Below are 11583 nucleotides of genomic sequence, written 5' to 3'. Positions count from 1 at the left end.
GGCACCCACCGACATCCCGGTCCGTCGGTCCGGCGGCCGACGGTGGCGCGTACGGTTGTCCGGTGCGCCACTCCGAGTTCTGGTCAGTGATGGAGCAGGTGTTCGGCGCGACCTACTCCCGCAGCCTCGCCGGAGACCTGGTGATGTCGGGGCTCGACGGCCGGACGGCCGACGAGGCGCTCGCGGCGGGGGTGCCTCCGCGCGAGGTCTGGGAGGCGGTGTGCGACGCCACCGGGCAGGACGACACCGCCCGCTGGCTCCACCGCGAGGACCTCCGCAAGGTGCGCCGACCCCGTCGAGGGTGACGGCGAGGGGCGCTCGGCGTGTCGCTTTGATCGAACACGCGTACGACCTAGAGTTGTCCCCAGGTGAGCCCGCCGGCTCGTGATCCCGATCGGATCCGGGGCGGCGAGCGCGATGTCAGTGGCCAGACATACCGTCACCGCAGAGCCACCCGGCGAGGGTGGTGCTGATAGGGCCAGACCTGTCCGTCACGATCCCGCAGGCCGGGAGAACTCGAGGAAGCACCATGGCTGCACAGTCAGGAAAGACGAGCAAGCTGCAGGTCGGTAAGCAGCCGGACAAGCTGAAGGCGCTCGAGGCCGCTCTCGGTCAGCTCGACCGCCAGTACGGCAACGGCTCGGTCATGCGGCTGGGCGACAGCGTCCGCCCGCCGGTCGAGGTCATCCCGACCGGATCGATCGCGCTCGACATCGCGCTCGGGATCGGAGGCCTCCCGCGCGGCCGCATCATCGAGGTCTACGGGCCCGAGAGCTCGGGCAAGACGACCGTCGCGCTGCACGCCGTGGCCAGCGCCCAGCGCGCCGGTGGCATCGCCGCCTTCATCGACGCCGAGCACGCGCTCGACCCCGAGTACGCCAAGAAGCTCGGCGTGGACACCGACGTGCTGTACGTCTCCCAGCCCGACACGGGGGAGCAGGCCCTCGAGATCGCGGACTCGCTCATCCGCTCGGGCGCGCTCGACATCATCGTCATCGACTCCGTCGCGGCCCTCGTGCCGAAGGCCGAGATCGAGGGCGAGATGGGCGACAGCCACGTCGGCCTGCAGGCCCGCCTCATGTCGCAGGCGCTGCGGAAGCTGACCGGTGCGCTCTCCTCCTCGGGCACCACCGCGATCTTCATCAACCAGCTGCGCGAGAAGATCGGCGTGTTCTTCGGTTCGCCCGAGACCACGACCGGCGGCAAGGCGCTGAAGTTCTACGCCTCCATCCGCCTCGACGTGCGCCGCATCGAGACTCTCAAGGAGGGGACCGACGCGGTCGGCAACCGCACCCGCGTCAAGGTCGTCAAGAACAAGATGGCCCCGCCCTTCAAGCAGGCCGAGTTCGACATCCTCTACGGCCACGGGATCTCCCGCGAGGGCGGCCTCATCGACATGGGTGTGGACGAGGGCTTCGTGCGCAAGTCGGGCGCCTGGTACACCTACGAGGGCGACCAGCTCGGCCAGGGCAAGGAGAACGCCCGCAAGTTCCTCATCGACAACCCGGACCTGGCCGACGAGATCGAGTCCAAGATCAAGACCAAGCTCGGTATCGGTGTCCAGGTCCCCGAGGACGCCTCCGAGCTCGACGAGGAGCCGGTCGACTTCTGACCGATCTCGACCCCGCACCACCTGACCCGAGGAGACCGTCGTGAGCGACGTGCCCGAGGATCTCGCGTCAGAGACGCCGCAGCGCCCCCGGCGGGGCGACGGGCCACGCGCCCGCCCCCGCCGTCGGGGCGCTGCGGCGCGCCGGGACCCCGAGGAGGGGCGCGTCGGGCGCACGAGCCCCGAGACCGCGGGTGACGAGGGTGGGGACGCCGAGGTGTCGGGCAGTGTGCAGCCCGGTGTCCCGGCCGGCGTCGACGCCGATCAGGAGAAGGTCGCGCGGTCGGTGGCCCTGCGCCTGCTGACGTCCGCCCCGCGTTCGCGCGCCCAGCTCGCGCAGGCGATGGCGAAGAAGGAGGTCCCGGTCGACGTGGCCGAGCGCGTGCTCGACCGCTTCACCGACGTCGGACTGATCGACGACGCCGAGTACGCCGCCATCCTGGTCCGCACCCGTCACGTCGAACGCGGTCAGGCGCGTCGCGCCATCGCCCAGGAGCTGACGCGCAAGGGGATCGACGCCGAGACGGCCCAGGAGGCGCTCAGCGTCATCGATCGTGACGACGAGGACGCCGCCGCTCTCGAGCTCGTGCGGCGTCGGGCCGGCGCCAGCGCGGGACTTCCGCGCGAGAAGCGCGAGCGCCGCCTGGTGGGCATGCTGGCGCGCAAGGGCCACCATCCCGGCTCCGCCTTCCGGATCGTCAGGGCCGTGCTCGATGCGGAGGGTGTCGCGGCGACGGCTGATCGTGACGACGGCGCGCCCGGTGACGGTTGGGGCGCCTGACAGGTCGCCGGAGACGTGACGGCGAACGACGAGAGGGACCGGCCGCTGGCCGGTCCCTTCCATCGTTCGTTCGGCCTCGTTCCGGGGCCGGTGCCTACCGGACCTCGCCGACGACCGCGCCGGTGTTGTCCGCGGTCAGCTGCGGCCTGGTGCTCCCGGCCGTGCGCCGTGAGAGCCGCCGGGCCACGAGATCGGCGAGCTTGGTCAGCATCCAGTTGATCAGGATGAACACCAGCGCGCAGACGACGAGTGCCTGGAGCATGTTGCCCTCGGCCGCTCCGAACTGGCGGGACAGCTGAAGGAACTCGTTGAACGTGATGATCGATCCGAGCGCCGAGTCCTTGAGGATGACCACGAACTGCGACATCAGCGAGGGCAGCATCGCGATGAGTGCCTGCGGCAGCTCCACGAGCCGGAGCGACTGGTTGTGCGTCATGCCGACCGCCGCGGCGGCCTCGCGCTGACCCTTGGGCAGACCGAACACGCCGGAGCGGACGAGCTCGGCGATGATCGACCCGTTGTAGAGCGTCAGCGCGACCACGACCGACACGAGGGGAAGGTCGGCCGGCGGGAGCACGTCCGCGTACCCCAGACCGATCCACAGCGCGATCATCATGATCAGCACGGGGACGGCGCGGAAGAACTCCACCACGATGCCCGCGACCCACCGCACGGGGGCGAGCGGGGCGAGCCGACCGAGACCGAAGACGAGACCGAAGACGATGGCCAGCACCACGGAGTAGAGCGCCGCGACGATCGTGTTCTGGAGCCCGGGCAGGAAGAAGTTCGTCCAGGCGCGGGACGTGAACAGCGAGGTCCAGCGGCTGGCCTCGAGCTGACCCTCCTGGCCCAGCTTCCACAGCACGAGCGCGACGATCCCGGCGGCCACGAGACCTCCGACGACGTTCGCGACGAGGATGGTGCGACGGGCCCGGGGGCCCGGCGTGTCGAACAGCACGGCCTGACTCATCGCGACACCGCCAGCTTCCGGGACAGGGACGTGGTGAGCACGCCGACGGGGACCACGAGGATGACGTAGCCGACCGCGAAGATCATGAAGATGAGCACGACCAGGTTGCCGTTCTGGTCGATCATGGCGCGCATGACGCTGGAGGTCTCGGTGGCCACGCTCGCCGCCGCCGCGACGGTGGAGTTCTTGATCAGGGCGATCAGCACGTTGCCGAGGGGCGCGACCGCACCGCGGAACGCCTGCGGCAGCAGCACCAGCCGCGCGGCCGGGATGAACGGCAGGCCGATCGCGCGAGCTGCCTCCGCCTGACCCAGCGGCACCGTGTTGATGCCCGAGCGCACCGCCTCGCACACGAACGCGGCGTGGTAGAGGCCCAGACCGACCACCGCGTAGATGAAGAAGTTGACCGTGAAGTCCTGGGAGAAGGTGATCTTCAGCTGGCTCCAGACCCCCAGCACCCCGAACAGCATGATCACGGTGAGCGGCGTGTTGCGGAAGATCGTCACGTAGGACGTGCCCAGCCACCGCAGCGACGGCACGGGGGACACCCGCATCACGCCGAGCGCGGTGCCGAGGACGAGCGCCCCGATCGCGGCCCAGAAGGTGAGCTGGATGTTGACCCAGAACGCCGCAGGGATGTTGTAGCTGGAGAACAGGAAACCGACCTGCTCGAACAGATTCATGAGCCTTGCCTCCGAGGGACCGGCGTGTCAGGGGTGATCGTCGGCTGACCGACACCGACCGGCCCGGCGGGTACCGCCGGGCCGGTCGAGTCGATCGCGTCGATCAGTGGTGCGGGTCGATCAGGTCAGGCGCAGGCCGCCGGGGTCGGCGGGTTCAGCTCGGCGTTGGGGGTGTAGCCGGTGCCCTCGGTGTTCGCGGTCACGGCCTCCTCCCATGCGCCGTCGTCGATCATCTTGGTGATCGCGGTGTTGATGTCCTCGCAGCGGTCGGAGTCCTGCGGGATGCCGACGCCGTAGTTCTCCTCGGAGAACGGGTTGCCGACGACCTTGAACTTGCCGGAGTTGGCCGGGGTGGCCGCGAGGCCGGCGAGGATGATGTCGTCCGTCGTGACGGCGTCGACCTGGCCCGACTCGAGCACGGTCACGCAGTCGGCGTAGCCGGGCTGCTCGAGGAGCTGGACCTCGGAGGCCAGGGTGTCCTTGACCTTCTGCGCCGACGTCGAACCGGTGACCGAGCAGAGGTTCTTGCCGTTGAGGTCCTCGGGACCGGTGATGTCCTCGTTGTCGGCGAGCACCAGCAGGTCCTGGCCGGCGACGAAGTACGGTCCGGCGAAGCTCACGACCTCCTTGCGGGCGTCGGTGATCGAGTAGGTCGCGAAGATCATGTCGACCTGGCCGGTCTGCAGCATGTTCTCGCGCTGCGCGGACGGGGCGGAGACGAACTCGATGGCGTCCTCGCCGTAGCCCAGCTCGCACGCCACGTACTTGGCGACGTCGACGTCGAAGCCCGTGTAGTCGGAGCCGTCCTGGAAGCCGAGGCCCGGCTGGTCGAACTTGATGCCGATGCGGAGGCTGCCCTCGCCGCCGGTGCAGTCGGCCGAGGCGCCGTCGCTCGAGGTGGCCTCGGAGCCGCCGTCGGTGGTGGTCTCGGAGGCGTCGGGGTTGCCGGCGTCGGTCGTACAGGCCGCGAGGCTGAGCGCGGCGACGGCCGCGAGTGCGAAGACGGAACGGACGTTGCGCATGAGGTGTGCTCCTTCGTGTGCGAACCGGGGGCGAGCCCCCGGGAACGTGCTCCCGGATCGATCAGGTGATCCGGAACTCCAGGTCACGGCGGTCCGGCGGACCGCCGTCGGTCAGTGGGTGAGGATCTTGCCGAGGAAGTCGCGGGCGCGGTCGGACTGCGGGTTGGTGAAGAAGGACTCGGGGTCGGACTCCTCCACGATCTGGCCGTCCGCCATGAAGACGACGCGGTCGGCCGCCTTGCGCGCGAAGCCCATCTCGTGGGTGACGACGATCATGGTCATCCCCTCCTTGGCGAGGGAGACCATGACGTCCAGGACCTCGTTGACCATCTCGGGGTCGAGGGCCGAGGTCGGCTCGTCGAACAGGATCACCTTGGGTCGCATCGCGAGGGCGCGCGCGATGGCGACGCGCTGCTGCTGCCCGCCCGAGAGCTGGGCGGGCATCTTGTCGGCCTGCGTGGCCACGCCGACGCGCTCGAGCAGCTCCATGGCCTCGGCCACGGCCTGCTTCTTCTTCAGGCCCCGCACCTTGATCGGCCCGAGAGTCACGTTCTCGAGGATCGACTTGTGGGCAAAGAGATTGAAGGACTGGAAGACCATCCCGACGTCGGAGCGCAGCTTGGCGAGCGCCTTGCCCTCCGCGGGCAGCGGCTTGCCGTCGAGCTCGATGACACCGTCGTCGATCGTCTCGAGCCGGTTGATCGCCCGGCAGAGCGTGGACTTCCCGGAGCCGGACGGGCCGATGACCACCACGACCTCGCCCTTGGCGACGTCCAGATCGATGTTCTGCAGCACGTGCAGGGCGCCGAAGTGCTTGTTGACGCGGCCGAGGTGGACGAGGGGCTGACCGGCGGCGGCCGCCGGCGTCCCGGCGGGCTCTGGCGTGGATGTCATCTGGGAAACCTAGCCCGCCCTTGTTACGCGGAGCAGCATCGGCGGGTCACATCTTGGCAACGTTTTGTCATCACCGGACACCGTCGGGCCCTCGGTGGTATAAGCGGGGATCGGTGACGCCGGGGTGGTCCGTAGACTGCTGCGGTGACGATCATCGCCCCGGCCGCACCCGCTGCTCCCGCCGCCACCCGCAGCTACGTCATCCGCACGCTGGGGTGTCAGATGAACGTGCACGACTCCGAGCGGATGGCCGGTCTGCTGGAGACCGCGGGTCTGGTGCCCGCGCACCCCGAGGGAGCCGGGACCGACGTCGCGGCCGACGCCGCGCAGGCCGACGTCGTCGTGATCAACACGTGCGCCGTCCGCGAGAACGCGGCGACGAAGCTCTACGGCAACCTCGGGCGCCTGGCGCAGGTCAAGCGCGAGCGGCCGGGTCTGCAGATCGCGGTCGGCGGCTGCCTGGCGCAGCAGGACCGCGACACGATCGTGGCGAAGGCGCCGTGGGTCGACGTCGTCTTCGGCACCCACAACATCGACGCGCTGCCGGTGCTGCTGGAGCGCGCGCGGCACAACCAGCAGGCGCAGGTCGAGATCCACGAGTCGCTGCAGGTCTTCCCCTCCACGCTGCCCACCAAGCGCGAGAGCGTCTACGCCGGCTGGGTCTCGATCTCGGTGGGCTGCAACAACACCTGCACCTTCTGCATCGTCCCGCACCTGCGGGGCAAGGAGCGCGACCGCCGCCCGGGCGACGTGCTGGCCGAGGTGAAGGCCGTCGTCGACGCCGGGGCCATCGAGGTGACGCTGCTGGGGCAGAACGTCAACTCCTACGGCGTCTCGTTCGGGCAGCGCGACGCCTTCGCGCGGCTGCTGCGCGCGTGCGGCGAGATCGAGGGCCTCGAGCGCGTCCGCTTCACGAGCCCGCACCCCGCCGCGTTCACCGACGACGTCATCGAGGCGATGGCGCAGACGCCCAACGTGATGCCCAGCCTGCACATGCCGCTGCAGTCCGGGTCCGACCGCGTGCTGCGCGCCATGCGCCGCTCCTACCGCAGCGAGCGCTTCCTCGGCATCATCGACCGCGTCCGTGCCGCGATCCCTGACGCCGCGATCACCACCGACATCATCGTGGGCTTCCCCGGTGAGACGGAGGAGGACTTCGCGGACACGCTTCGCGTGGTCGAGGCCTCACGGTTCTCCTCGGCCTTCACGTTCCAGTACTCCAAGCGGCCGGGCACGCCCGCCGCGGACCTCGCCGACCAGGTGCCGCAGGAGGTCGTCACCGAGCGCTACGGGCGCCTGGTGGAGCTGCAGGAGCGGATGGGCACGGCGGAGAACGTCGCGCTCGTCGGCACCTCCGTCGAGGTCCTCGTCTCCGAGCAGGACGGCCGCAAGGACGCCGCGTCCGGGCGCATCACCGGTCGTGCGCGCGACAACCGGCTCGTGCACGTGGGTCTCCCGGCGGGTCTTCCCGACGCCGAGCGACCGCGTCCGGGCGACGTCGTCAGCACGCGCATCACGCACGCCGCGCCGCACCACCTGGTGGCCGACGGCGCCGAGGTCGCCGTCCGCCGGACGCGTTCGGGCGACGCGTGGCAGGCGCGGCGCGACGGCGGCGACTCCTGCGGTGTCACGCCAGCGGTCGGCGCGACGACGGCGGCGCCGGGGCCGGTCTCGCTCGGTCTTCCCACGCTCCGCGTGCGCTGAGGGCCGGAGGTCGAGCCCGAGGGCTCGGCGTCAGGACCCCGCGGGTACCGAGGCGGCGAGCGAGCGCAGCGCGTGCGCCGTCACCGTGAGCGCGACGTCCACGACCTCGGCCACCTGGTCGGGGCTGAGCCCGACGGCGATGGACGTCGCGCTGGACGCCACGATCGTGAGGCTGTCGTCGGACGCCTCGGTGTAGAGCGTCGGCAGCAGGCGGTCCCGGTTCCAGTCGTTGACGAGCTGCGCCGCGCCCCGGCCCGCGCGCAGCGGCAGCAGCCGTGACCAGCGCGTCCGGACCACGAGGTCGGTGCCCTCGATCACGACCTGGTAGGCGTTGGCCTCCCACCGTCCAGCGACGCCCGTGGGCAGGTCGCGGACGAACTCGCCGCGCTCGCTGACCAGCACGCGGAGCATCTCCGGGGTCACGACGCCGACCCTTCCCGCGGTCGCGGTCACGACGGGTCCTGGCTGAGCGCAGGGTCGGGGTAGAGCTCGTCGAGGGCGTCGAACACGAGGCCGCCGCCGGCCAGCCCGACGGCGAGGTGGTGGTCGATCTGGGTGTCGCTCAGTCCGGTGCGCACCGGGAGGGAGACCTCCGTCAGCACGTGCACGCGGCCGTCGTCGTGCACCCTGACGTAGCACTTGGGGTGACGGCGCTCGCGGTTCCAGCCGTCGGTGAACGCCAGGATCTCCCACAGCCGCTCGATGGAGCCCTGCCGCGACCAGCGGCCGCGGACCTGGAGCACCTGGTCGCGCACGACGGCGAAGGAGAAGAAGCGGTACGCCCACAGCCCGCACAGGTCACCGCGCTCGTCCACGAGGTAGCGGTACCCCCGCCGGTGCAGGGACGCGGCGATCCGGTCGCGGGTCACGGGGAGGACGATCTCGTCCGCGGGGACGGTCTCGCCGGTGTCGGTGACGGCGCCGGCCTCGACGTCGGGGGTGCTCGCGGCCGGGGCGTCCGACGCGGGTCCGACCGGGGCTCGTGCGCCCTCGCGCCCGGCGCCGTCGGGGGAGGCGTCGTCGTCGGCTCCGGGTCGATCCGAGCGCCGCACCCGGGCGTCGCGGCTCGCGTCGCCGTCCCGGCGGCGTAGCCACTCCCAGCGTCGAGCCACACGCCCAGCATAGGCACGTGTCTGGGCCATGATGGCCGGGTGGCGACCACGATCCGACTGCTGACCTGGAACGTCCTCGGCCTGCGCGAGCCCTCGCGGGTGGCCGCCGTCGTGCGCCGGGCGCGTGCCGACGTCGTGTGCCTGCAGGAGTGCCCGCGGTGGCCCGGCGGGCGGGCGGCGCTGGCGCTGTTCGCGTCCGCGACCGGGCTGCGTCTGGCGGCGGGCGGCGGATCGCGCGGGGTCGCGGTGCTGGTCCGACCCGGGGTCGAGGTGACCGCCGGCCGCGTCGAGGCGATGCCCCGACGGTTCGTCGGTGCGTGGTTCACCTACCCCAGGGCGACGGCGACGGCGAGCCTCGTCGTCGAGGGCCGACCCGTGACCGTCTCGAGCGTGCACCTGGACGTGTGGGAGCCCGGACGGCTCGCGCACGTCGATCGCATCCTCGCGGGGTTGCAGGACGGCGACCCCGGCGCCGCCCACGTCGTCGCCGGCGACCTCAACGAGGGGCCCGACGGGGAGTCCTGGGCCCGGCTCACCGCGACGCTGTCGGACGCCGCCGCTGACGGTGGACCGACCTATCCCGCGACGGCGACCCGGCGCCCCCGGTCGCGGCTCGACGCCGTGCTCCTCGGCGGCCCGGTCGCGGCCGTCGACCACCGCACCGGGCCCGACCGCTCCGGTCTGCCGTCGGACCACCTGCCGGTGCTGGTGACCCTCGAGCTGCGCGACCCCGCGGGTCAGCCCGACCCGCAGTCCCGGCGGTCCGGGGGGTCGGACGGCTGGACCGACCGCTGGGGGGCCCCGCCGGCCGGTGCCTGAGGGCCGGCGGGCCGGGTAGCGTCGGGGGGTGCCGAGCCAGACCGCAGCGACGTCGACGGACCCCGGGACCGAGCAGATCCCGGTCGTCGCCGTCGTCGGACCGACCGCCTCCGGCAAGAGCGCCCTCGCGATCGCGCTCGCCACCCGCCTGGGCGGGGAGATCGTCAACGCGGACGCGATGCAGCTCTACCGGGGCATGGACATCGGGACGGCCAAGACCCCGCTCGACGAGCGCGACGGCGTCGTGCACCACCTGCTCGACGTCCTCGAGCCGCACCAGGACGCGTCCGTCGCGGCCTATCAACCGCGCGCGCGGGCGTTGTTCGACGAGATCGCCGGCCGGGGTCGGGTCCCGATCCTCGTCGGCGGATCGGGCCTCTACCTGCGCGCGACCCTCGACGCGCTCGAGTTCCCCGAGACCGACCCCGCCGTGCGCGCGGCGCTGGAGGAGCGCGGTGAGCGCGAGGGTCCGGGCATGCTGCACGCCGAGCTGCGGGAGCGGGACCCCGAGGCCGCCGAGCGCATCGGGTCGAGCAACACGCGCCGCCTCGTGCGCGCGCTCGAGGTCATCGCCCTCACCGGTCGTCCCTATACGGCCCACCTGCCGACCTACACCTACGCGCGGCCCGCCGTGCAGCTCGCGCTGGACGTGCCGCGGCCCGAGCTCGTCGAGCGCATCACGGTCCGCGCCGCGCGGATGTTCTCCGACGGGCTCGTGGCCGAGACCGAGGTCGTCGCGCGCGGCGGCCTCGGTGTCACGGCCGCCCGCGCCGTCGGGTACGCGCAGGCCCTGGCCGTGCTCGCCGGCGACCTGACGACGGCGCAGGCCGCCGAGGCGACGGCGGTCGCCACCCGGCAGGTGGCGCGCCGCCAGGTGAGCTGGTTCCGCCGTGACCCCCGCATCGCCTGGTTGCCGGGGACCGCGCCGGCGCACGAGCAGCTGGACGCCGCGACGGCGGCGCTCGCGGCGGCCGGCGTTAGCCTGGATCGGTGAGCACGCCGACCCCCCGCACGACCGACCGAGCCGAGCAGCCCACGGCGAGGACCGTGGCCCACGACGGCTGGCCCCGCCTGGTCAAGGGACACGGCACGGGCAACGACTTCCTGCTGTGCGCCGATCCCGACGGCGGGCTCGAGATCCTCCCGGCGGACGTCGCGGCGATCACCGACCGCCACCGCGGCATCGGTGCGGACGGGCTGATCCGCGCCGTGCGGATCGACGTCGCGGCCCTGACCGAACCGTCAGCGGCCGCCGCTGTCCGGGACGCCTCGGGGCAGGACGTCGGGTGGTTCATGGACTACCGCAACGCCGACGGCTCCGTCGCGGAGATGTGCGGCAACGGCCTCCGGGTCTTCGTGGCCTTCCTCGTGGACGCCGGGCTCGCCTCGGTGGCCGACGGCGAGCACCTCGACGTCGCGACCCGCGCCGGTGTGCTGCGCGTGCACCGCGTCGGCGACGACCTGATGGCCGAGATCGGCCGGTGGGACGTGCCGGGCGGGACCGAGGCGCTGACGGCGGGCAGCGACGCGCTCGTCACGGTCGCCGGGGTCACGGGTCAGCGACCCGGGCTGTCCGTCAGCATGCCGAACCCGCACGTCGTCATCGCCGTCGCCGACGAGCGCGAGCTCGCGGCCGCCGACCTCACGCGCGCACCGCTCGTCGAACCCGCGCCGCCGCACGGCACGAACGTCGAGATCGTGTGGGCCCAGGGCGAGGTCGAGCGGGACGGCACGCGCTGGGGCGTCGTCAGCATGCGGGTCCACGAGCGCGGGGTGGGGGAGACCCTCTCGTGCGGGACCGGGGCGTGCGCCGCGGCGCTCGCGGCCCAGGTCTGGGCGGGACCCGACGCGCCCGTCGACTGGATCGTGCACGTGCCCGGTGGCACGCTCGTCGTGCACCTCGGACCCGACCGCGCCGTCGCGCTGCGCGGTCCTGCCCAGCTGGTGGGGGACGTCACCCTCCGCTGAGGGCGTCACCCCGATCGCCCC

The 11583-nt window shown here is 72.1% G+C and carries 13 protein-coding genes; 7 read left to right on the top strand and 6 right to left on the bottom strand.

Going from position 1 to position 11583, the window contains the following annotated elements; genetic code table 11:
• Positions 1–62 precede the first annotated feature (62 nt).
• The 3 genes from SERN_RS00445 (at position 63) to SERN_RS00435 (ending at position 2390) form a co-directional block, all read left to right on the top strand.
• Positions 63–305: a DUF3046 domain-containing protein gene (locus SERN_RS00445; RefSeq protein WP_135848186.1), complete on the top strand. Its 243-nt coding sequence runs from the start codon at positions 63–65 to the stop codon at positions 303–305.
• 224 nt (positions 306–529) lie between these two features.
• Positions 530–1612 carry a recombinase RecA gene (gene recA, locus SERN_RS00440; RefSeq protein ID WP_135848185.1) on the top strand — a complete coding sequence of 361 codons (1083 nt, stop codon included), beginning with the start codon at positions 530–532 and terminating at the stop codon, positions 1610–1612.
• 40 nt (positions 1613–1652) lie between these two features.
• Positions 1653–2390: a regulatory protein RecX gene (locus SERN_RS00435; RefSeq protein ID WP_233251369.1), complete on the top strand. Its 738-nt coding sequence runs from the start codon at positions 1653–1655 to the stop codon at positions 2388–2390.
• A 94-nt stretch (positions 2391–2484) separates the two neighbouring features.
• On the opposite strand, the gene SERN_RS00430 is transcribed toward SERN_RS00435, so the two are convergent.
• The 4 genes from SERN_RS00430 to SERN_RS00415 all read right to left on the bottom strand — a co-directional run bounded on the left by SERN_RS00430 (position 2485) and on the right by SERN_RS00415 (position 5959).
• Entirely contained in the window at positions 2485–3360 is an 876-nt protein-coding gene (locus SERN_RS00430; protein WP_135848184.1) for an amino acid ABC transporter permease, read from the bottom strand.
• Positions 3357–4043, bottom strand: a complete 687-nt coding sequence (locus SERN_RS00425; RefSeq protein WP_135848183.1) for an amino acid ABC transporter permease — start codon at positions 4041–4043, stop codon at positions 3357–3359. The genes SERN_RS00430 and SERN_RS00425 overlap by 4 nt, the downstream gene beginning before the upstream one ends.
• 125 nt (positions 4044–4168) lie before the next feature.
• Positions 4169–5065 carry a glutamate ABC transporter substrate-binding protein gene (locus tag SERN_RS00420; protein ID WP_135848182.1) on the bottom strand — a complete coding sequence of 299 codons (897 nt, stop codon included), beginning with the start codon at positions 5063–5065 and terminating at the stop codon, positions 4169–4171.
• 111 nt (positions 5066–5176) lie between these two features.
• Positions 5177–5959 (bottom strand): amino acid ABC transporter ATP-binding protein, encoded by a 783-nt coding sequence (locus SERN_RS00415; RefSeq protein ID WP_135848181.1) that lies wholly within the window; start codon positions 5957–5959, stop codon positions 5177–5179.
• Positions 5960–6103: 144 nt separating this feature from the next.
• Between SERN_RS00415 and miaB the strand changes: the two genes are divergently transcribed.
• The gene (gene miaB, locus SERN_RS00410) at positions 6104–7663 is read left to right on the top strand and encodes a tRNA (N6-isopentenyl adenosine(37)-C2)-methylthiotransferase MiaB (RefSeq protein ID WP_199241462.1); all 1560 of its coding nucleotides are present in this window, start codon (positions 6104–6106) and stop codon (positions 7661–7663) included.
• A gap of 30 nt (positions 7664–7693) precedes the next feature.
• On the opposite strand, the gene SERN_RS00405 is transcribed toward miaB, so the two are convergent.
• Entirely contained in the window at positions 7694–8116 is a 423-nt protein-coding gene (locus tag SERN_RS00405) for a YbjN domain-containing protein (RefSeq protein ID WP_135848180.1), read from the bottom strand.
• On the bottom strand, positions 8113–8775 hold the full coding sequence (locus SERN_RS00400) for a YbjN domain-containing protein (RefSeq protein WP_158292528.1): 663 nt from the start codon (positions 8773–8775) through the stop codon (positions 8113–8115). Before SERN_RS00400 ends, SERN_RS00405 begins: the two co-directional genes overlap by 4 nt.
• A 39-nt stretch (positions 8776–8814) precedes the next feature.
• On the opposite strand from SERN_RS00400, the gene SERN_RS00395 reads away from it, so the two are divergent.
• From SERN_RS00395 to dapF, 3 genes are read left to right on the top strand one after another with little or no spacing between them, the layout of a single operon-like run.
• Positions 8815–9594, top strand: coding sequence for an endonuclease/exonuclease/phosphatase family protein (locus SERN_RS00395; protein ID WP_158292527.1), 780 nt, complete (start codon positions 8815–8817; stop codon positions 9592–9594).
• 28 nt (positions 9595–9622) lie between these two features.
• Positions 9623–10588, top strand: a complete 966-nt coding sequence (gene miaA, locus SERN_RS00390; protein WP_233251368.1) for a tRNA (adenosine(37)-N6)-dimethylallyltransferase MiaA — start codon at positions 9623–9625, stop codon at positions 10586–10588.
• Entirely contained in the window at positions 10585–11562 is a 978-nt protein-coding gene (dapF, locus tag SERN_RS00385) for a diaminopimelate epimerase (protein ID WP_233251367.1), read from the top strand. Before miaA ends, dapF begins: the two co-directional genes overlap by 4 nt.
• The last annotated feature ends 21 nt before the right edge of the window (positions 11563–11583 follow it).

The sequence above is a fragment of the Serinibacter arcticus genome (assembly GCF_004786095.1).
GTDB classification, from domain to species: domain Bacteria; phylum Actinomycetota; class Actinomycetes; order Actinomycetales; family Beutenbergiaceae; genus Litorihabitans; species Litorihabitans arcticus.
Note: the sequence above shows the minus strand (reverse complement) of the source record. Positions and strands in the feature narration are given on the sequence as shown.

What these genes read in the sequence shown, in the direction of transcription:
- recA (WP_135848185.1), top strand. Translation starts at nt 530, where the DNA reads ATGGCTGCACAGTCAGGAAAGACGAGCAAGCTGCAGGTCGGTAAGCAG.
- SERN_RS00430 (WP_135848184.1), bottom strand. Translation starts at nt 3,360, where the DNA reads ATGAGTCAGGCCGTGCTGTTCGACACGCCGGGCCCCCGGGCCCGTCGC.
- SERN_RS00425 (WP_135848183.1), bottom strand. Translation starts at nt 4,043, where the DNA reads ATGAATCTGTTCGAGCAGGTCGGTTTCCTGTTCTCCAGCTACAACATC.
- SERN_RS00420 (WP_135848182.1), bottom strand. Translation starts at nt 5,065, where the DNA reads ATGCGCAACGTCCGTTCCGTCTTCGCACTCGCGGCCGTCGCCGCGCTC.
- SERN_RS00415 (WP_135848181.1), bottom strand. Translation starts at nt 5,959, where the DNA reads ATGACATCCACGCCAGAGCCCGCCGGGACGCCGGCGGCCGCCGCCGGT.